Origin of the sequence: Algoriphagus iocasae (assembly GCF_014206875.1) — a bacterium.
Lineage (GTDB): Bacteria > Bacteroidota > Bacteroidia > Cytophagales > Cyclobacteriaceae > Algoriphagus > Algoriphagus iocasae.
In genome coordinates this window covers 1,190,143-1,211,692 of record NZ_JACIJO010000002.1, presented here as the reverse complement: position 1 = coordinate 1,211,692, position 21,550 = coordinate 1,190,143, and the positions used below count along the sequence as shown (strand labels likewise).

Sequence of the window (21,550 nt, the reverse complement as noted above, 5' to 3'; positions counted from 1 at the left end):
TCACCTTTGAATCAAAGAAAGAATTCTGTTGTAGGATTCAACCGTCCTTCTTTCAGTATAATACTTTTTTAAAACCGATCCCGGCGAGTGACCAAAAATCATCCTAATATCATTATCATCCATTCCCAATCGATCAGTCCAGGTACCAAAGGTCTTCCTTCCTACTTTATTGGAAAGCACATCTGTAAAGCCAATCATTTCTGCCAGGACTTTTAAATGCTGGTTGAACTTCTGTTCAGATATTGCAACACTCTTTGGGAAAATCATTTCATCATCCTCGACATAATACTTTTTGACGATCTTCTTAGCAGTGTCATTCAAAGGGATCCAGAATTCCTCACCGTTTTTCTTTCGCTCACCCTGAAGCACAAGGTGGTTGGGATTTTCCTTCAGCAAATTACGGTCAAATCCCTTTTCATTACTAATTGCGATCAAATCATTGTAATAGAGAGCGGTATTACACAGCAAAATGAAAATATCTCTGGTGATTTCAAGCCTTCTTTCTTTTCGGTCGAATTTCAACTCTAACAGCTTCTTATACTGCTCGTCATTCACATAGATGATCTTTTCAGGTCTTTTATTGGAATCTATATCAATTCCTTCAAAAATTCTCTTTCTAAACGGGATTGCATACTGGTCACAGTATTCTCGATAGATAACCTTCAAGCGATCTACATACTTCGCCAACGTGGTATCTGAATTGATTTCTGTCTGATCACTTCTCATGAAATCCACAAACTCCAACACATAGTTTTCGTCAACATCTGCCATGACAGAGGTCTTTTTGTAAGATTCAATAAGTTTTCTCAGAGTTACATATACTTTCTTTGTTCCAGCTACCTTTTTGGAAGTAGCTCCAAAGTTGATCGAATAATCAATGAATTCGGAAACTTTATCACTAGCACCAGGAGCATGAACACCATTCACACCCTTCAACTTTTTCCCTTGATATTTTACCAGATAAATATTCTTCAACTTTTCCGCAGTCAGTACTTCGTTTCGTTTATAAAAATCCTGGATAATCCCTTTGAGTCTATGAATCTCCCGAGCGATTACCCTATTGTGAAACTCAGCATACTGATATTGGCTATTCACCCATTTGGTTGGTTTGCCTGACCAAGCATTTTTAGGAATTTTCTCAAGTTTGAGATTAATGTAATGTCGAACTTTCCAATTTATGCACAAATAAATCCCCTGTCCACCTGAAGAGGGAATCGCTTTAGGATTCAACACAGCAGAAATTTTGATGTCAATCATGCCCCAAAATAGTCACAATAAAGAGCGAAGCAAAAAGATTATAAAAAACTGGGACAAAAACTGGGACAATATCTGGGACAAAAACTGGGACAAAATCATCCGAATTTAACAGAATCAAATAGATTCGAAATAATGCTAAACCCCTGAAAAACAAAAAACTCCGAACAATTTTTACATTGTCCGGAGTTACCAAGTAGCGGGAACAGGACTCGAACCTGTGACCTTCGGGTTATGAGCCCGACGAGCTACCAACTGCTCCATCCCGCGATATAATTTTAAAGCTTTTTTGCTTTCTTTTTCTTATCTAAATCTGCCCTTGTGGCGAATTGTGTTACAAAAGTAGTGGTTTAAATTTCAAATCCAAAATAGATCTTAAAAAAATATTAAGCCCCAAGTATCGACCTTCCTATGAAGATAAAGCTATCTAGGTCAATTCCAGCAACATTACAGAGTACTTTCCTAGATTTATTTATTACAAAATAAAGCCAAATTTTATTTTGTAGAAACTTTAAAAACGTCTGGAATGTCTAAAAATCAAGTACCTTTGTGAAAAATTTCTTAGAATGACTCAAGCCAAACACCAAGCAGGATTTGTAAACATCATCGGAAAACCCAATGTAGGTAAATCTACTTTGATGAATATTCTTGTGGGTGAGCGACTATCCATCATCTCTTCCAAAGCTCAAACTACTAGACATAGAATTCTGGGTTTGACAAATTCTGAAAATTATCAGATCGTTTTTTCTGATACACCTGGAATGTTGAAGCCTCAATATGAGCTTCATAAAAACATGATGAGCTTTGTGAACATCTCATTGGAGGACGCTGATGTCATTCTTTTTGTCACTGACCTTTACGAAACTGACGAGGAAATTGAGGAGGTAATTGAAAAAATCAACAACTCAGGCATTCCAGTCATTTTGGTAATCAATAAAATCGATCTAGCCAAAGAAGGACAGCTAGAGACTGTGACAGAATACTGGACCTCCAGAATTAAATCATCTGTGGTGATTCCTATTTCTGCAGGAGAAAAATTCAATACCGATAAAATAATGCAGGAAATCTTGGAAAGGTTACCTGAGCACCCTGCTTTTTACGACAAAGAGGAACTTACAGACCGCTCCGAGCGGTTCTTTGCCTCCGAGATCATTCGTGAGAAAATTTTCAACAACTACAAAAAAGAAATTCCTTATAGCTCAGAAGTGAATATTGAGGAGTTTTACGTAAAAAATAAGATCATCCGGATTCGTGCTACCATTTACGTCGAGCGTGACAGCCAAAAAGGCATTATTATCGGCGATAAAGGAAAAGCCATCAAAAAAGTAGGAATGGAAGCGAGGGAGGAATTGGAAAAGTTTTTTGGCAAGCAGGTCTTTCTTGAGACTTTTGTCAAAGTGGAAGCCGACTGGAGAAAAAATAAATTGAAATTGAAAAAATTTGGGTACGACCCAACCTGATTATGGCAAATATTGTAGCAATTGTAGGTAGACCTAACGTAGGTAAATCCACATTATTCAACAGACTAGTCGAAGAGAGAAAGGCGATTGAGGACAACATGAGTGGGGTAACTCGCGACAGACATTATGGCCATGCTCAGTGGACAGGTAAATTCTTTTCTGTAATAGATACAGGAGGGTATGTTACGGGTTCTGATGATGTTTACGAAGCAGAAATAAGAAAGCAAGTTAAACTTGCTGTAGAAGAATCAGACGTCATTCTTTTCGTCGTGGATTGCCATGATGGGCTAACTGATTTGGATATGGAGTTTGCGAATGAATTAAGAGCAACTCAAAAACCGATTTACATTGTCGCCAACAAAGCAGACAATCAGGAAAAAAGTTTTATGTCTTCAGAATTTTATTCTCTAGGCATCAGTGATTTTGAGGTTTACCCAATCGCTGCAGCAAGTGGAAGTGGAACTGGTGATCTTTTAGACCAGGTAGTTTCTCATTTTGAGGATGAAGGCACAGAGGACCCTGATGCGGGTATTCCTAAAATATCCATCTTGGGTAGACCAAATGTCGGAAAGTCATCTTTCTTAAATGCTCTTTTGGGTCAGGAAAGATCGATTGTAACCAATGAAGCAGGAACTACGAGAGACGCCATCCATACGAGATACAAACTTTATGGACAGGATTTCATCATTACTGATACTGCTGGAATCCGGAAAAAGGCCAAAGTGCATGAAGATGTGGAGTTCTATTCCGTCATGCGCTCCCTAAGAACTCTTGAAGAATCCGATGTAATCATCGTCATGGTGGATGCATCGAGAGGCCTAGAATCTCAGGACATCAACTTGATAGGATTAGCCATCAAAAACAACAAAGGAGTCATGATCATGGTGAATAAATGGGACTTGATAGAAAAAGACCATAAAACCATGAACAAGGTCAAAGAAGATATGATGGAAAGGCTTGGCGAAAACAAGTGGATTCCCATCATTTTTACATCAGTGACAACCAAGCAGAGAATTTTCCAGGCAATAGAATTGGCTGTGAAGGTCTATGAAAATAAGACCCGAAAAGTACAGACCTCAAAACTAAATGATGTCATGCTTCCTGAAATTGAAAAATATCCTCCGCCAGCATGGAAAGGAAAGTACATTAAGATCAAGTATGTCACCCAGTTACCAACCAAAAATCCGGTCTTTGCTTTCTTCTGTAACCTCCCTCAATACATCAAATCGCCATATACTAGATACCTGGAAAACAGGTTAAGAGAAAACTTTGATTTTGACGGAGTTCCGGTAAAAATTATTTACAAAAACAAATAAAAAATATTTGAACGGTTACTTGTTTAATTGTGAAAAGTAATAATAACTTTGCATTGTAATTAAGAAAATCACAACAAATGAAAAAGGTATTTGCAATTTTCGCAATCTCTAGCGTAATGTTCGCTACTTCTTGCGGTAACAAAGAAGTTAAAGAAGAGACTGTAGAGGTAACTGAAACAGTTGAAGCTGTTGAAGAAGAAGTTATCATCGAAGAGTCTACTGCTGACACTACTGAAGTAGTAATCGTAGAAGAAACAGTTGAAGAGGTTAAATAATCAACCTCCTTCTTAAAAAGATCGAGTCCCGGAAATTTCGGGACTCTTTTTTTTGTATTTTTCAGCATGCATGTAGCCGCACATCTGGAAGAATTATTCTCCAAACACCTTCCTTCTGCAGCTGTTCCCTATTGCCTCAAAATCTGGCAAGATCAGCCTTTTCACTTTAGAATTACTTCAAGCCGAAAAACCAAACTTGGAGATTTTAGATATAGAAGAGATCAGGAATTTCAGACAATCACTTTAAACGCTGATTTAAATAAATATCAGTTCCTTCTCACTTATATCCATGAGGTAGCACATCTTCATGCATTCAAGAAATTTGGGTTCGCAATCAATCCGCATGGAAGAGAATGGAAATCCACTTTCCAAAACTTAATGTTTCCATTTCTAAAAGAGGATTTTTTTCCCATTGACATCTTAATTCCTTTAAAAACCCACATGAGAGCGCCAAAAGCCAGCTCTGCAGCCGATCTATTTTTAATGAAGGAAATGAGTAAATACGATCTCAAAAAAGAGGAATCAACACAGATCTTTCTTTCTGATTTGAAACCCGGTTCTAGGTTTTTGATTTCAGGAAGAGAATTTGAAAAAGCTGAAACAAGAAGAACTCGCGTAGTTTGCAAAGAGATTCATACCGGTAAAAAGTTTCTGATTGCCTTGATGGCAAAAGTAAACCCGGTTTAACTATTCTCTTTCTTCTCCGATTTGATTTTCTGGCTGAGAAAAATCCTTAGGTTGAGGCAAATCATTGATGGAATTTATCCCAAAGTATTCCATAAACTTACCCGAAGTCCCAAAAAGCAATGGCCTGCCTATCCCATCGGACTTCCCTTTCACCTCCACCAATTCTTTTTCCAGTAATTTCTGAACAGAGTAATCCGAATTCACACCCCGAATCTGCTCAATATCACCTTTAGTCACAGGCTGCTTGTATGCGATAATTGATAGCGTCTCTAATTGGGCTGTGGAAAGCCTTTTTTGAGATTGCTGCTTCAATAATATACTTATACTGGTTTGATAAGCCGGCTTGGTCAAAAATTGATATCCTCCTCCGAGGTTTTCCAAGGCAAATGAAAATTCTTCAGAGTTATATTTTTCAATTAATTCTTCTATCGCAGATTGAACATGGTCTATTGGCACCTCTGCCTCAAACATTTCTGTGAGGCATTTTACAATCTCATTAGTTCCTAATGGAGATGGTGCACAAAAAACCAATGCTTCAATATGACGATGAAGAAATTCCAATATTACTTTTTAGAAAGTTTAGCTTCTATCGAATGCATTGTATGTGGTACCGCCTTGAGTCTTTCTTTAGAAATCAATTTCCCAGTATCAACACAAACACCGTAAGTACCATTCTTGATTCGAATTAATGCATTTTCAAGATTGATGATGAATTTCTGCTGTCTAGCAGCCAATTGGTTCAAACTTTCTCTTTCAAGCGTATCCGCTCCATCTTCCAAAAGCTTTGAAGTCGACGCAGTGAAATCTGTCCCACTATCGTTTTTCTTACTCAAAGTTTCCTTCAAAGAATGTAATTCTTCTTTTGCTACTGCTAATTTTTGAAGGATGATTTCTTCAAATTCTTTTAGCTCTCCTGCGGAGTAAGCTGTTTTGCCTTCCTGACTCATAGTGTGCTCGGATTAGATGATATAATTGGGACGGATTATTTTCCTATTTGTTCTCTAAAATACGTCTAGCAAGCTTAATTACAAAAACTATATCACTGATAGAAATCAATTTTAAAGGACCTTAATCAATGAAATATTACATTAAAAAAAAATACGACTCATTATCAGCTAATTACATATTAGAAAGTCTCTCAGCCGTTAAAACAAATCCTGCTATTTAGTTCATTCACAAAAGAATTGGACATAAAAAAAGCTGTTATGCAACAGCTTTTTCTTCATTTATCAATTTATCAAGTCTTCTTTTCAAGACGAGTTCCTCCACCTCAATCCTATATTTCATTAACAGATATTGGTGGACATCTTTAATATCTTTTCCTTCCTGAAGGCAAATTGAATGCAGCGCTTGCGTAATTAGGTCTCTTTCCATGATTTCGGGTGTAATGATACAATTTATTAATTTTCTACTAGAACTAATAGAAAAAAATCACAAAAGTTATAGCCGGGTTGCAACTACGACAGTCTTTTTGAGAACTTTTACAGCCCCTTGTAAATCAAATAATTCCACCACCAAAACATAGTAGCCTGGTGGTACTTTCGCCCCCAAATCATCGGTTCCTTCCCAAGTATATAAACCCGACTCGCCTAAAATCGCATTTCTATCCAAAACATTAATTAACCTACTCGCCAAATCATAAATTTCGAATGAACCAACCCAACCACTTTGGTCTAATTGATAGGTGATTGTGGTAAATGATGGTCCGGCAGAACCTTCAGGATCAAAAACCTCTGGAGTAATCGAAAGCACCTCTTGATCATATTCTCCTTCAAAAACCTGTGAATTCTTTTTTCCGGGAGTTCCATAATCTTCATTTCCAGAGGCAGAATGCCAATTATCCTTCAGATTGGAATCGGACTTTATGGAAATTCTTTCAAGCGAAACACCTTTTGGATCTCTTAATAATGGGTGATGTAAATCCTCACTAAAAGTAAAAGTCTCCAAAACTTGTTCTTCGTCATTCATTAAAACCACTGTTCCACCAGCTATCGGATAACTCGGGAGACTGGAAATTTGAAAAAACATACCTGTAAGCGATTTAGGAAAATCTTGTCGCAATTTTAAAGTATCCGTGGTGATCGCTAAATAAGATTTAGGAGATAATACCAAGTTAGATTCTGAAATATTTCTTACTTGATCCACCTCATTATATTCATCCATATTACCAAGCTTCATTTTCCCCACATCCAAATATTTTTCACTGGAATTAAACAATTCAACAAATTTTGGTCTGCCTGCTTTTGGATTAAAAAGAAGCTCGTTGATTGACACATCGCCTTTTTCCGGATTATCTGGCAATATTATTTCATACTCATTTTGGGCTAGTAGATTACCTGAGCAATCGCTAATTGCCCCCAAAGAAAGCTTATAAATGAGTGAAGACTTGGCCGGCTCAGCTAAATTTAAAAGAATCGAATTGGAATTACTTTGATAAACAGTATCAAATAGTAGCTCGGGATTACTTTGCCAAGAACTCATTTCGAGTTCTGTTGAGATTGGCTCTGAAAAAGTTGCTTGAATAGTCAGGGAATCTAGAAAACCTATAAAAGTTAAAAGCGGGGGATCTGTATCAACACTTAAATCAAAAACTGAGTTTTGACGACCAGGTGTTCCCCTTAATGCATCTTTGGATGCAACAAGCAATTCGGATTGATCACATTCTAAAAAAGGATTCACTATCTCTAAACTATATCCTGATGAAGCCATTTCAGAACTTCCCCAACTAGCAGATGAATATTCTAGCTCATCAATCAAAACTCCATCTTGGGCATATAATCTTAGCTGATCTCCTGAGTTAAGTAATGTTGGCCAAGAATCAACGGGGATCAGTGTACCAAATTCTTCCATACATTCCTGTTGATTAGATGGGATCAAAACCGCATATTCATCAGGCTCGATCCATACATCCGGCAAGGAGGCAGAATTTCTTGAGTTGGACCAAACCATCCCTTCTGTGCGTATGGAATATTCTTCTGTATTTAACAATTCGACATATTCCACATTTGGAAGATCCAAATCCGGTCTTGGTGCTGGCATAATTTCATTGATAACCAAGGACTTCTTCAATACCAAAGTAGGATTGTAAAACACAAATCCACTTGTAGTATCTTCCAGAGAATTACCTGCCAAATCTGGAATTTGAGAGACATTTAATTGATAGCTATCCCCATGGATCAATGACTCTGAAAAAGTCAAAATCACAGCAGAGTCTAAGCCCAAAGTAACTGATTCGGGATTTATTCCATTTAACTTATAATTCCACAGAAACAGAGAAGAGATGGGATCAAGAGACTCTGAGAACAGCACTTGAACCTGATTTTGATGATAGCCTCTGATTAGTTCTATTTGTGGAGGAATAGTATCCTCCACGAAATCGCCATATTCAAAATCATCTAAAAGCCATCTCGCACAGGTTCCAGAACCTTCCCCATACCTGACATCAAATTTCAAGAACAAAACCGGTTCATCTTGTAAGTCTGGTGGAATAGAAATCTTAAATGATCGAAATTCCTGATCTTCATTTTTAAATTCTTCTTCTGAGCCTAAAACCATTGTTTCAGCAAACTCAAAATCCAATAGAGTTGACCAAGAATAAGAAACTTCCACAGGCCTGGTACCGCTACCATTCTGAATAGACCTTGCCCAAAAACGGACTTGAGGGTTTGCAAACTTTTCCAAATTTAATTTGACAATTATCTCTCCGTAAAAAGTTGAAATTGGCTGGACGGCCAAACAATTACTTCCATTTATGCCAAAGCCTTTCGCCTGAAAAATCCTGGAACTGGTACTTCTGACCTCGTTAGCATACCAGTTTGGAAGAAATTCATCCGGATTAGAAACTGTCAAAAAGGTGTTTTCAAACTCTTGAGTTTGCGCATTTGATTTCAGGATCCAAGGCAAGAACAGTAGCCAAAGAATGAATAACCAAAGATTATTTGAAAAAAATAATAGCCTCATAACCTATTAATTAAAAAAGTAATAGATAAATATAAGCAGTAAAACCAACTTATTAGTAGTTGATTCAAGCAATTTTCACCTTGAAATGATAAAAATTTTAGCAGAATATCCTGAAAATGAATCCTTAGACCTTACTTTTGCAATCCAAAATAAAAACAACCTATTAAAAACCAGTCTGATGAAATTAGCAGTGGTAGGAGCTACCGGTTTGGTGGGCTCCGAAATCCTCGAAGTGCTAGATGAGCACAACTTCCCTTTTGACGAACTTCTATTAGTCGCTTCTGAGCGCTCTGTAGGTAAACAGATCGAGTATAAGGGTAAACCTTACACTGTTATCGGGCTGGCTGAGGCTGTTTCGTTAAAACCGGAAATCGCAATCTTCTCTGCAGGTGGCAGCACTTCTCTAGAATGGGCACCAAAGTTTGCTGAAGTAGGAACCATCGTAGTGGATAACTCTTCTGCTTGGAGAATGGATCCAAGCAAGAAACTAGTTGTTCCTGAGATCAATGCAAAAGAGTTGAAAGCTGAAGATAAAATCATTGCAAACCCTAATTGCTCTACCATCCAAATGGTTTTGGCATTGGAGCCTTTGCGTCAGCGATATGGCATCAAGAGAATCGTTGTTTCTACCTACCAGTCAGTAACAGGTACGGGAAAAGCTGCGGTAGATCAAATGATGGCCGAACGTGCGGGAGAGACACCTGAAATGGTCTACCCACACAAAATTGACATGAACGTACTTCCTCATATCGATGTATTCCAGCCAAATGGGTATACCAAAGAGGAAATGAAAATGATCAATGAGACGAAAAAGATTTTCTCTGACGATAGCATTAAGGTGACAGCTACTACCGTAAGAATCCCAACCATGGGTGGTCACTCGGAAGCTGTAAATGTGGAGTTCAAAGAAGATTTTGATCTAGATGAAGTTAGAAAACTTCTTTCCGAAACTCCTGGCGTTATTGTTCAGGATGATCCTGCCAACTTCGTCTATCCAATGCCGATCAATGCTCATAAAAAAGATGAGGTTTTTGTCGGAAGATTGAGAAGAGATGAGTCTCAGGAAAACACGTTGAATATGTGGATTGTAGCGGACAACCTTCGTAAAGGTGCTGCAACCAATGCGGTTCAAATCGCTGAATATTTATTAGCGAACAGCTTGGTTTAATGAGCTGGTCAGAAATTCATACAAAGGAATTTCAAAAATTTGTGCAGGATCATCTGAATGAAGATCCTGCACTTTTACTTTTTAAATACCAGGGCAAAACAGAATTTGATCTGAAAGCCGCAGTTCATCAGATTTCTGCTAGACAAAAGGCGGCTAAAAAACTTCCTTCCTGGACCTCAAATTCTCAACTGGTATTTCCAGCATCTATTTCTTTAGAACAAAGTTCATCCGAGCAAACAGCCGAATTCAAAGCAAGAAACAGAAAAGGCAATCTTATGATAGACCTTACCGGTGGTTTTGGCGTGGATAGTTTCTATCTCAGCAAAGGTTTTGAAAAAGCCATCTATTGTGAACAACAACAAGAACTCGCAGAAATAGCAAAGCATAATCTTGAGGTTTTAGCACCAAAAAAATTCGAAGTTGTTGCGGGTGATGGATTAGAATATTTATCAAAATCAGACCATCACTTTGATTTGATATATGCTGATCCAGCCAGAAGAGGAAAGGGGAATCAAAAACTTTATAAGCTGCAGGATTGTGAGCCAGATGTGGTCAGTTCTTGGGAAATGATGAAGAGCAAAGCTGATTCGATTTTACTGAAGGTATCCCCTATGCTGGATATTTCTCAGGCAATTTTTGAGATCCCAGACATTCAAAAAGTGCAGGTCATTTCTGTCAAAAACGAAGTAAAAGAACTGCTTTTACATTGGGATAAGGAAAAGACAAACTCTCCTTTCATTATTGAGGCAATTGACCTTGGAGTAAAAGAAAGCTATTTTTCATTTGAGCCAAAAGAAGAAGAAAGTATCCAATCTCAGTTTGGAGAGGTCTTGGATTTTTTGATTGAGCCTTTTTCAGCCATTTTAAAAGCGGGCGCATTTAAGACCTTTGGAGAGCGTTTTGGCCTTAGCAAGTTGGATACAAATAGCCATATTTATACCTCTCCAAATTTTCCTCAAGAATTACCCGGAAGAGTATTTCAGGTTGTGCAGGAAGTTCAGCCAAAGAAGGCTGAAATCAAAAAATTGTTTCCCTCGGGAAAAGTGAATGTAATTACTCGGAACTATGCTAGTGGTTCGGAAATCCTCAAGAAAAAACTGGGGTTAAAAGACGGTGGAGAGGACTTTTTAATAGGAACTAAAACCCAAAGTGGTTTTAAAGTTTTTTGGTGCCGACTGGCAAAATCGGAATAATTTTCTCTTTTCAAGAAACATCAGTTATTACTGACCAATTGGGATAAATAAAAAAAGTGAAGGATTAATCCTTCACTTCTTCATAGTCGACATAATCTCCACCTTTGATATCTTTTTGCCGCTTTTCCTTATACTGCTTAGGAACGTAATCCACCACTACCTCATCTTTGGGTCTGTTGGCATGTGCCTGAGCTCTTTGTTCTTCTTTCGCTGCTTCATTTACTTGCTGCGCAAATTTCGCAAGCTTAGATCTAAGAAAATATCGGATCAGCTGGCCCAAAAGCCAGCCGACTCCAAGTAATATGACAAGAAATTTTACCAAAACTGTTTATAATTTTAATCAGGCTTATCTACTCAAGTAAAGATTTCTCTCTGAATAGATTTTCAAGAAGTAATCATCCATCAAGTCTTCGATAAAGTAAATCGCTTCACCGGTGGATTTCATTTCTGGACCCAATTCTTTGTTTACATTCGGGAATTTGTGGAATGAGAAAACTGGCTCTTTGATTGCATAACCCTTTTTCACAGGTTTGAATTCAAAATCAGTCACTTTTTTCTCTCCCAGCATCACCTTTACGGCATAATTCACATAAGGTTCTTGATAAGCCTTACAGATAAACGGAACGGTTCTAGATGCTCTTGGGTTTGCTTCGATGATATAAACTTTATCATTTTTGATTGCAAACTGGATGTTGATCAGACCAACAGTTTTCAAAGCCAAAGCAATTTTCTCTGTATAAGTTTCAATCTGACGGATTACCAAATCTCCCAAGTTATATGGAGGAAGTACTGCATAAGAGTCACCTGAGTGGATACCCGCTGGCTCTATGTGTTGCATGATTCCAATGATGTAGACATTTTCTCCATCACAGATCGCATCTGCTTCCGCTTCAATAGCTCCTTCTAGGAAGTGATCAAGAAGAATCTCATTGTTAGGGATATCTCTAAGGACATTCACCACATGCTCTTCCAGCTCCTTCTCGTTAATTACGATCTTCATTCCTTGACCGCCCAATACATAAGATGGTCTTACCAAAAGCGGGAATCCGATAGTTTTGCAAAGCTCTAATGCTTCATCAGTATTGTGAACTGTTCCAAATTCTGGATAAGGAACATCATTTTCTTTCAAGAGAGTCGAGAAACGACCTCTGTCTTCTGCAAGATCCAAAGCTTCGAAGCTAGTACCGATGATTTTGATTCCGTACTTATCTAGTTTCTCTGCAAGTTTCAAAGCAGTTTGACCACCTAACTGTACGATAACGCCTTCTGGCTTTTCGTGAAGGATGATTTCATAAATATGCTCCCAGAAAACAGGCTCAAAGTACAACTTATCAGCAATGTCAAAGTCAGTAGAAACAGTCTCAGGGTTACAGTTGATCATGATCGTTTCGTAGCCACATTCTTTTGCAGCCAACACGCCATGCACACAAGAATAATCAAATTCAATTCCTTGGCCCACACGGTTTGGTCCAGAACCTAAAACCACCACTTTCTTACGATCAGTAGTTACTGATTCATTTTCTTCTCCGAAAGTGGAATAATAATATGGAGTTTGCGCCTCAAATTCTGCAGCACAGGTATCTACCAATTTATAGACACGCTTGATACCCATTTCTTCATAGCGCTTCTGGAAGACTTCGCTTTCCAAACAACCCAATAAGTGAGCTAACTGACGATCAGCATATCCTCTTTTCTTCGCCATGTCCATTATTTCAAATGGAATGGTATCTATATCATATTTTTCAATCTCATCTTCAAGATGGATCAATTCTTCAATTTGTCTTAAGAACCACTTGTCGATTTTAGTCAAATCGTGAATCGTTCTAAATGAAATTCCCAATTTGAAAGCATCGTAGACATGGAATAATCTATTCCAGCTAGGATTGGCCAAAGAGTACAAAATCTTATCCTGATCCTTTAACTCTTTGCCATCAGCTCCTAAACCATTTCTTTTGATTTCAAGAGACTGACAAGCTTTTTGAAGTGCCTCCTGGAAGTTTCTTCCGATTCCCATCACCTCTCCTACAGCCTTCATAGAAAGACCTAGACGACGATCAGAACCTTTGAATTTATCAAAGTTCCAACGAGGAACTTTTACGATTACATAATCTATTGATGGCTCAAAATAAGCAGAAGTTGTTCCGGTAATTGAGTTTGGAAGTTCATCCAGATTATAACCAATTGCCAACTTAGCAGCAACTTTTGCGATCGGATATCCAGTAGCTTTGGATGCCAATGCCGAAGATCTGGAGACCCTAGGATTGATTTCAATTCCGATGATGGTTTCGTTATCAGGGCTTACAGAAAACTGCACGTTACAACCACCAGCGAAATTACCGATGCTATTCATCATTGTAATCGCATAATTTCTCATGCGCTGATAAACTGTATCAGGAAGAGTCATAGCCGGCGCCACGGTAATGGAGTCACCTGTATGAACACCCATCGGGTCAAAGTTTTCGATAGAACAGATAACAATCATGTTCCCGATATTGTCACGCATTACTTCTAGCTCATATTCTTTCCAACCTAGAATACTTTGCTCGATCAAAACTTCATGAACTGGAGAAGCCTGAAGTCCAGCGCTAAGGTGCTTTTCGAAGTCTTCCGCTTTTTCTACAAAAGCTCCACCAGCACCTCCAAGTGTATAAGAAGCTCTAATAATAAGCGGGAAACCTATCTCTTGAGCAATTTCTTTTCCTTGAAGGAAAGATGTTGCTGTTGCACCTTTACATACTCCAACACCGATCTGTTCCATCAGTGCTTTGAATTTTTCTCTGTTTTCGGCAGTATCAATCGCATCGATATCCACACCGATCATTTTGGTATTGAATTTCTTCCAAATACCTGCGTTTTCGCAATCTATTGCAAGGTTTAGAGCTGTTTGCCCACCCATGGTAGGAAGTACCGCATCGATATCAGGATGATCTTTCAGGATCTTGATGATGGATTTCTTCTCCAAAGGAAGCAAATACACATGATCTGCTGTCACCGGATCAGTCATGATGGTGGCAGGGTTTGAGTTGATCAGCGTTACCGTGATACCTTCTTCACGAAGGGATCTAGCTGCTTGGGAACCTGAATAGTCAAATTCACATGCTTGACCGATGACGATGGGACCGGAACCGATGATGAGTACGTGCTTGATGCTACTATCTTTTGGCATTACAAGAGGGGGAATAGAGAGATGAAATTACTTACGTCCAAATTGGGGCAAAATTAGAAAAAAAATCCCGAAGGGGAAGGGTAAATTCTAATTAATCTGGCAAAGTATTGACAATTCATTAACTAGGATCCTAAGCAAAAAGAAAAAACAGCCTATTCTTTCCAGCGAAAACTCTTTTGGTCTATTGCTCTCATGGTGCATAATATCCCATTCAAATGATCAAACTCATGTTGAATCAATTCAGATTCTGCCCCTGAAACCTCCCATTCCTGATGCTTCCAATTTTCATCTCTATAGGTCAAAGTCAAAGATTGATGCCTTTTTACTTTTACCAGAAGATTGGGAAAACTCATGCAATCATCCCATAACTCAAACTCCTCCTCGCTAGGATTTATGATTTCAGGATTAAGAATGATATAAGGTTTATCTAGGTTTAGGTAAAACATCCGTTTCATGATTCCCAGTTGAGGAGCTGCGATTCCTCTCCCAAAGCCGTAAACCTTACGAATATCCTCCATGGCCTCATGTAGCTGTTGCGTCCATTCAGGGACTTGGTCCAACTCTTCTTCGAGAACTGGCTCGCAAACCTCGTATAGTCTTGGATCGCCGAGCTTGAGGATGTCGTGGATGGTTTTCATGATCTGAAAATAGCCTTTCTGCTGAAACTTAGGAAGTCATAGGTATACTCAATTGCCTTTTCCCTACTTTTGCGGCATGAATTACCTTTCGGTCGAAAACCTCAGTAAAGCGTTCGGTGAGCGCAAGCTTTTTTCCAATATCTCTTTTGGCATTTCTCAAGGCCAGAAAATAGCATTAGTCGGCATCAATGGTGCAGGCAAATCCACTTTGATGAAAATCATCATGGGATTGGAAATACCAGATACCGGGCAAGTTGGAATCAACCAGCAGGTCAAGGTCGCTTATGTGCACCAAAACCCTGTATTTGAAGGAAGCATGAGTATCTACCAAACCATTTTTGACCAAAGTAATTCCGAAATCCTACAAGTGATCGAGGAGTATCACAAGGCAATGCTTGAAGCAGAACGCGGCATTGATAACTCCGATAAAATGGCTGTTCTTTTTGAGAAAATGGATGCTTTCCAAGCTTGGGACTTTGAATATCAGGTAAAGGAAGTTTTGGGAAAACTGGGGCTTCATGATACCGATTTGCCTGTTGGGACGCTTTCAGGTGGACAGCGAAAGCGTGTCGCTTTGGCAAAAGCCATTTTAGAAAAACCTGATTTGTTGCTTCTTGATGAACCAACCAACCATTTAGATCTCGAAACTATCGAATGGCTGGAAGACTATCTAGCAAAGGCGAATCTTGCACTATTTATGGTGACTCACGACCGGTATTTCTTGGAGAAAGTAACGAATGAAATCTTGGAACTCGACCAAGGCAAAGTACATAGATACCTAGGCAATTACGGTTATTTTTTGGATAAGAAGGCCGAGAGAATGGAAATTGAAGACATTGAACTGGAAAAAGCGAAAAGCCTTTACAAGAAAGAACTCGATTGGATTCGCCGTCAACCGAAAGCCAGAAGCACCAAAGCAAAATACCGTGTAGACGCTTTTGAGGAAACCAAAGAAAAAGCTTCTCAAAAACGTGAGGAACGTGATATTCAATTGACCGTAACCACACAGCGCCTTGGAAACAAGATCATCGAGATCGAAAAGATGCAAAAGTCATTTGGCGATAAAGCCATCGTCAATGATTTCTCCTATACCTTCCGCAAGAAAGACCGAATAGGAATTGTAGGTCCAAATGGTGCCGGAAAAACCACTTTCCTGAACATGATCACTGGTCAATTGGCGCCGGATGCAGGAAAAATATCCATCGGGCAAACCACCGCTTTTGGTTATTACAGACAGGAAGAAAGTAGTTTTGACGAGGAAAAGCGATTGATCGACATCGTTAAAGATGTGGCAGAAGTCGTGAACATCGCCGGGGGAGCAACCATCACTGTTTCCCAGTTTTTGACCCAGTTTGGTTTTCCACCCAAGCAGCAGCATACTCCAATAGCAAAGCTAAGCGGCGGAGAAAGAAGAAGACTTCAGTTGCTGATGGTTTTGATCAAGAACCCAAACTTCCTGATTCTCGATGAGCCTACCAATGATTTGGATTTGATGACCTTAAATACCTTGGAAGAGTTCCTAGACACCTTCCCTGGTTGTTTGATAATCGTTTCCCACGATCGATATTTTATGGATCGTTTGGTGGAGCATTTGTTTGTTTTCGAAGGAGAAGGTGAGATCAAAGATTTCCCAGGAAATTATACTGACTTCAGAGAGTGGGAGAAAGAACAAAGTACAAAGTCTCAAGTACCAAGTACCAAGACTTCCGATACAAAAAGGGATCAAGAAGAAATGAAAGTTGAAGCTTCGACTCCGCTCAGCCAGACAAAAGCCAAAGCGAGCTATAAGCAGAAGCAGGAGTTCAAAGAGGTAAATGCTTCTATCGCCAAACTTGAAAAAGAGAAAGCAAGCATCACGGATAAAATCTCTGCGGGTATCGATGATCATGAAGAGTTGATCAAACAATCCAATCGTATTGCAGAAATAGATTCAGCTTTAGAAGAATTGGAATTGATTTGGTTGGAGTTAAGTGAATTGGACGGGATAGAGTAAATTTATTAAGATAAAGCTTCGCTGAAATATGCCTTCGGCGAGATACGCTTCGCGAGATAGATTCCCTATTCTTTAATCTGCGTAGCCATCTTATTCAATATCTGATCGAAGAGCTGTTTTTTATAGAAGATATTATTAAAAAGATAAGCCTGCGGCGAGATAGGATTCGATCCAGTTCTGCTGTCGGGGCGCTCAGCCTCACTACTATTTCAGCTTTCTGAATTTAGACTTCTGATTTTATATCCTTCCTTTCAAAAAATCCTGTCTTACCTCTTCATCGAATTTCTCGATGGCATAACGTAAGGCGGTTCGAGGCATTTTTTGATAATGCTTTTTCAAAAACTCATATTCAACATCATAATTCCTATTGCCTATTTCACGAAGCATCCATCCAACAGCTTTGTGCATCAAGTCATGAGGATGATCCAAAAATCTTTCTGCTAGGGCCAAAGCGTCCTTAAACTCATCTCTCTTAATCCAGTAATAAGTGCTTACCATGGCCACTCGCTGACTCCAAAGGTGGTCTTTATCGGCTAATTCATAAAAAAGAGATTTATCCCTGTTCAAATAATAATGACCCAAAATCTGATGACAAGAGCTATCTACCAAGTCCCAGTTATTCACCCAAGGTAGATGATCGAGGTAAAAATCAACCAATTCTTTCCGCTCTTCATCGGATTTTAATTTTTCATACCGATAAACCAATATCATCACTCCTGTCAATCTCACTTCGTGGTAATCATCCTTCATCAGGATTCCGATTTCATTTAGGCTGATTTCTTTGAAAACTGATTTGGCAATTTTTCGCTGCTCTGGAACTTTCACTCCCAAAAATTTATCTCCTTCCCCATATTCCCCAGGTCCTGCTTTAAAGAATCTAGGAAAAAAAGCAGCTTTTTCAGGAATTGCCTTATCCCTTAAAGCTGCCTTGATTTGTTCTACAAGTAATGTCATTCCTGAATTTAAGAGGAATTTTTAAAAATCATCCCCCATATCGTCCCCTCCTTCTCTTCTACTTCTTTCCGCACCTTTTTCTTTGAAGCCACCGAATCTATAGGTAAAGGAAAGTGTACCAATTCTAGACTCACGCTGGAATTCTCTGTACTGCGTAAATCGAGGATCTTCTGTTGTGATTTTGAATTTCCTGGTATTGAAAATATCACTGACATTCAGACTTATCGTTGCTTTGTTATTGAACAAATCTTTTCTCATACCTACTGTGAGAGTTGCCTGTGGTTCGATTTGGCCTTGAGGCAAAATGATCGGGCCTCTATAATTTCCCTGAACCTGTACACTAAACCATTTAGGGACAAGAATATTTCCCAATAAGCTCAGTGTCCAGCTGAAGTTCTCATTACTCAAATCCCGACCCTCTACATTACTGGCATTAATTTTTGAGTAAAAGAAATTACCGGTCAGTGTCGCATCAAAATTATTGGAGATCTGAATTTGATTGATTAATTCAAAGCCTGTACTAGCTCTGGTATCGGCATTTTCTCTGGATTGAATCGCGACATTATCATCGGTCAATGTGGTAATTCTGGTTTCCACATCGGTACTGAATCGATGATAAACTGTGGCATTGAGTAAATACCTTTCCCAGCCTTTCATATAGCCAAACTCATAACTATCGGTAAATTCTGGCTTTAGATAAGGATTACCAATACTCAGATTATATTGATCTCTCACCCTATAAATCGGAGCTAAATCCCAGATTCTGGGTCTTGAAATTCTTCTGGTATAATTCAGTGTCAATTCGTTTTCTGGAGCTAGGGTATAGCTAAAAAATGTACTTGGGAAAAGATTGAAATAATTATCAGGAATACTTTCATTCTTTCTAACTGTCTCTCCTAGTTGGTCCGTCAATTCTCCTCTTAAACCCAGCTGGTAACCAAATTTTCCTGCTTTATTTTTAAATGTAAAATAAGCCGCATAAACATTTTGAGTGAAATCATAACTATCGGTCAGCGTGTCCACCGGCGTAGGAACGAATTGATTTGACTCATCTCCTTGCGAAAACTGCTGACTCCACAGCCAATTACCTAGTGTACTTTTCAAGCCAGTTTCGATACTTCCATTTTTACCGATAGGTTTTTCATAATCCAATTGGGCTACAAAAAGAGTACTCGTTCTCGGCCTGTCATTAATTTGAGTTAACATTTTACTAGGATCCGAAGCTCCCTCAGAAGTAAAAAACTCCTGATCATAAAATTCTACCTGAGATCGATCATCGTAAGCATAAGAAAAGGAGGTATATAGTTTCTGACCTAAGGTATCTACGTTCCAGGTATAATTAATTCCACCTTCGTAATTAGAGCTTTTACTCAATTCATTATTGATCCTGACAAAGCTAGAATCCAGCGAACCAGTCAAGCTTAGATTATCCTGGTCGATTTGAGCGTACTCTACTTCATCATCAAAATTTCCCTGAAAATAAACCCCAAGAGTACTATTTTCTGTCACTGAATAATCTACACCAGCTCTTATTAAGTTCGTTTTTTCCTTTTCATATCCATCTTGAACTTGTTCTAGAGTAGGAGAAAAGTCTGGCAAACTGGTTGATCGATTTCCAAAACCATTTTCTCTTTGCCATCTATTCTGCCAGTTGTAAGAAGCATAAAAATTGGCTTTTTCTGTTCCATAGTTCAAATTGATCCCCGCTTGGTATTTTTCCCTTGTTCCAATGGAAGCATTGACCTGACCATTGAAACCCAGGTTTTCATTTTTCTTCAGGACAATATTGATGATCCCGCCGACACCTGTAGCGTCATATCTTGAAGATGGATTCGTAATCAATTCCACGGATTTGATACTATTCGCTGGGAACTGAGAAAGAATGCTTTCCGCATCATCGCCAGATAAGTTTGAAGGCCGACCATTGATGTAAATAAGAATATTTCCACTTCCTCGCATGGTAATTCCACCTTCTTCATCAACCTGAATAGAAGGCAATGTACTGAGCAGTTGAGATGCTGTGGCTCCTTCTGCCACGATACTGTTCTCGACATTGTAGGTTCGCTTATCAATATCAGATTCAAACATGGAAGTAACACCCTCCACCACTACTTCATCTAGGTTTTGAGCATCCGGAGCTAGTGAAATCGTGCCAAAGTTGAAATTCTTCTTATCTCCAAGATTTACTGATTCAAAAAATTCCAGAAATCCGATAAACCCAACTCTAAAAATATATTGACCTTCAGATGCATTAAAATCAAATCCTCCATTAATATCTGTCATTCCTCCAGTTACTAAACTGGAATCGCTTGGATTTAATAATGCCACATTTGCAAATTCAAGAGCTGTTTTATCATTGGCATCCACAACCTTCCCATGAAGCCTTATTTCTTGTCCATAGGAGCAAACAGAAAGGAAGACTAAAAAAGATAAAAGAGCAATTGGCTTAAGGCCATAAATCATATTCGGTTGGTTTAATTAGTTCAGAAAAAATAAATTCAATTCATAAGAGATTAATTATCAAAATGTTAATCACCTACTAATTAAATAACTGAATTGTCTAAGTCTTTGTTTTCTAAATCAAGAAATCTTGGTAACTGGAACTATTTCTATTTAAATCACTTATTTTCCCTGTGAATGGGGTGCATTTGTAGAGAAACCTTGATTCGAAAAATCGTAGAGCTCTGCTTATCCGAAAGGTCTAAACTTAATTTAACAAACAAACCATCTAAATTTCACTCAACCTTAAGGAGATTTGTGGTAAGTTCTCGAAGAAAAAATTACTTTTAAGGAGAGAATTTTCTTAATACCTAAGATAAGCTCCAAACCCGATTAGCGTTCCCCAAATAGTTAAAATGTCTAAGCCTACAGTTATCATTGCAGACGACCACCCTTTGTTATTAAAAGGCTTGGAAGATCTTCTAATAGAAAATGATATTGAGGTATTGGCAACTGCGAATAATGGAAATGAGGCTTTTTCAAAAATTGAAGAGTTTCATCCTCAGCTTGCTATCCTGGATATGGAGATGCCCTATAAGACAGGCTTAGAAATTGCAGAGGCCTGCAAAAAGCTCAAAATACCAACCAAGATTATTTTACTTACTCTTCATAAAGAGCTATACCTTTTTCATCAGGCCAAGGAGCTAAACTTATCAGGTTACTTACTGAAGGAATTTGCCTTGACTGAACTTTCCAAAGCCATAGAAACCGTGCTAAATGGAAATCAATTTTTTAGTGAAAAATTATTTGAAAATCAGGAATCAGATATTGCTGATCTTCATCAAACCAATCTAACTCCTTCGGAAAAAAAGATTTTACGTCTGATTGCTGAAGGCCTTTCCTCAAAAGAAATCGCGGATAAATTATTCATTGCAGAAAGAACCGTGGACAAGCACAGAAGCAATGTCATTGCCAAGCTAAAACTGGAGAAAAAACATAACTCTCTGCTTCTCTGGGCTCAAAAGAACCGCGACATTATCAATTGAA

18 protein-coding genes and 1 tRNA gene are annotated in these 21,550 nt (G+C 38.6%); 8 read left to right on the top strand and 11 right to left on the bottom strand.

Features of this window, described 5'->3' with window-relative positions; genetic code table 11:
• Together FHS59_RS12605 and FHS59_RS12600 are read right to left on the bottom strand one after the other, a co-directional pair.
• The gene (locus tag FHS59_RS12605; protein ID WP_184495496.1) at window positions 1-1,257 is read right to left on the bottom strand and encodes a tyrosine-type recombinase/integrase; all 1,257 of its coding nucleotides are present in this window, start codon (window positions 1,255-1,257) and stop codon (window positions 1-3) included.
• 194 nt (window positions 1,258-1,451) lie between these two features.
• Window positions 1,452-1,524: transfer RNA gene (locus FHS59_RS12600), tRNA-Met, on the bottom strand.
• A gap of 296 nt (window positions 1,525-1,820) precedes the next feature.
• Here FHS59_RS12600 and era point away from each other — a divergent pair.
• The 4 genes from era (at window position 1,821) to FHS59_RS12580 (ending at window position 4,992) form a co-directional block, all read left to right on the top strand.
• Window positions 1,821-2,714: a GTPase Era gene (era, locus tag FHS59_RS12595; RefSeq protein ID WP_184495495.1), complete on the top strand. Its 894-nt coding sequence runs from the start codon at window positions 1,821-1,823 to the stop codon at window positions 2,712-2,714.
• A 2-nt stretch (window positions 2,715-2,716) separates the two neighbouring features.
• Entirely contained in the window at window positions 2,717-4,030 is a 1,314-nt protein-coding gene (der, locus tag FHS59_RS12590) for a ribosome biogenesis GTPase Der (protein WP_184495494.1), read from the top strand.
• A gap of 77 nt (window positions 4,031-4,107) precedes the next feature.
• A complete protein-coding gene (locus FHS59_RS12585) occupies window positions 4,108-4,305 on the top strand; it encodes a hypothetical protein (RefSeq protein ID WP_184495493.1) in 198 nt (65 codons plus the stop codon).
• Between the two features lie 66 nt (window positions 4,306-4,371).
• The gene (locus FHS59_RS12580) at window positions 4,372-4,992 is read left to right on the top strand and encodes a SprT-like domain-containing protein (RefSeq protein WP_184495492.1); all 621 of its coding nucleotides are present in this window, start codon (window positions 4,372-4,374) and stop codon (window positions 4,990-4,992) included.
• Here FHS59_RS12580 and scpB read toward each other — a convergent pair whose 3' ends face one another.
• The 4 genes from scpB to FHS59_RS12560 form a co-directional block, all read right to left on the bottom strand.
• Window positions 4,993-5,553, bottom strand: coding sequence for an SMC-Scp complex subunit ScpB (gene scpB, locus FHS59_RS12575; RefSeq protein ID WP_184495491.1), 561 nt, complete (start codon window positions 5,551-5,553; stop codon window positions 4,993-4,995).
• Window positions 5,554-5,555: 2 nt separating this feature from the next.
• The gene (locus FHS59_RS12570; protein ID WP_184495490.1) at window positions 5,556-5,939 is read right to left on the bottom strand and encodes a TraR/DksA family transcriptional regulator; all 384 of its coding nucleotides are present in this window, start codon (window positions 5,937-5,939) and stop codon (window positions 5,556-5,558) included.
• 256 nt (window positions 5,940-6,195) lie between these two features.
• Window positions 6,196-6,366 carry a hypothetical protein gene (locus FHS59_RS12565; protein WP_184495489.1) on the bottom strand — a complete coding sequence of 57 codons (171 nt, stop codon included), beginning with the start codon at window positions 6,364-6,366 and terminating at the stop codon, window positions 6,196-6,198.
• Between the two features lie 66 nt (window positions 6,367-6,432).
• Complete coding sequence (locus tag FHS59_RS12560; RefSeq protein WP_184495488.1) at window positions 6,433-8,952, bottom strand: lamin tail domain-containing protein; 2,520 nt, start codon at window positions 8,950-8,952, stop codon at window positions 6,433-6,435.
• A 178-nt stretch (window positions 8,953-9,130) separates the two neighbouring features.
• Between FHS59_RS12560 and FHS59_RS12555 the strand changes: the two genes are divergently transcribed.
• Complete coding sequence (locus tag FHS59_RS12555) at window positions 9,131-10,120, top strand: aspartate-semialdehyde dehydrogenase (RefSeq protein ID WP_184496108.1); 990 nt, start codon at window positions 9,131-9,133, stop codon at window positions 10,118-10,120.
• On the top strand, window positions 10,120-11,313 hold the full coding sequence (locus FHS59_RS12550) for a class I SAM-dependent methyltransferase (protein ID WP_184495487.1): 1,194 nt from the start codon (window positions 10,120-10,122) through the stop codon (window positions 11,311-11,313). Before FHS59_RS12555 ends, FHS59_RS12550 begins: the two co-directional genes overlap by 1 nt.
• 64 nt (window positions 11,314-11,377) lie before the next feature.
• On the opposite strand, the gene FHS59_RS12545 is transcribed toward FHS59_RS12550, so the two are convergent.
• From FHS59_RS12545 to FHS59_RS12535, 3 genes are all read right to left on the bottom strand, one after another.
• Window positions 11,378-11,635: a DUF4834 family protein gene (locus FHS59_RS12545; RefSeq protein ID WP_184495486.1), complete on the bottom strand. Its 258-nt coding sequence runs from the start codon at window positions 11,633-11,635 to the stop codon at window positions 11,378-11,380.
• Window positions 11,636-11,659: 24 nt separating this feature from the next.
• A complete protein-coding gene (gene carB, locus FHS59_RS12540) occupies window positions 11,660-14,479 on the bottom strand; it encodes a carbamoyl-phosphate synthase large subunit (protein WP_184495485.1) in 2,820 nt (939 codons plus the stop codon).
• A 152-nt stretch (window positions 14,480-14,631) separates the two neighbouring features.
• Complete coding sequence (locus FHS59_RS12535) at window positions 14,632-15,117, bottom strand: peptide deformylase (RefSeq protein ID WP_184495484.1); 486 nt, start codon at window positions 15,115-15,117, stop codon at window positions 14,632-14,634.
• Between the two features lie 76 nt (window positions 15,118-15,193).
• Here FHS59_RS12535 and FHS59_RS12530 point away from each other — a divergent pair, with 76 nt between their 5' ends.
• Window positions 15,194-17,110 carry an ABC-F family ATP-binding cassette domain-containing protein gene (locus tag FHS59_RS12530; protein ID WP_184495483.1) on the top strand — a complete coding sequence of 639 codons (1,917 nt, stop codon included), beginning with the start codon at window positions 15,194-15,196 and terminating at the stop codon, window positions 17,108-17,110.
• A 237-nt stretch (window positions 17,111-17,347) separates the two neighbouring features.
• Here the strand turns inward: FHS59_RS12530 and FHS59_RS12525 are convergent, their stop codons facing one another.
• Window positions 17,348-18,064 carry a DNA alkylation repair protein gene (locus tag FHS59_RS12525; RefSeq protein WP_184495482.1) on the bottom strand — a complete coding sequence of 239 codons (717 nt, stop codon included), beginning with the start codon at window positions 18,062-18,064 and terminating at the stop codon, window positions 17,348-17,350.
• A gap of 21 nt (window positions 18,065-18,085) precedes the next feature.
• Window positions 18,086-20,527, bottom strand: coding sequence for a TonB-dependent receptor domain-containing protein (locus tag FHS59_RS12520; RefSeq protein WP_184495481.1), 2,442 nt, complete (start codon window positions 20,525-20,527; stop codon window positions 18,086-18,088).
• 392 nt (window positions 20,528-20,919) lie between these two features.
• Here FHS59_RS12520 and FHS59_RS12515 point away from each other — a divergent pair, with 392 nt between their 5' ends.
• Window positions 20,920-21,549 (top strand): response regulator, encoded by a 630-nt coding sequence (locus FHS59_RS12515; RefSeq protein WP_184495480.1) that lies wholly within the window; start codon window positions 20,920-20,922, stop codon window positions 21,547-21,549.
• The last annotated feature ends 1 nt before the right edge of the window (window position 21,550 follow it).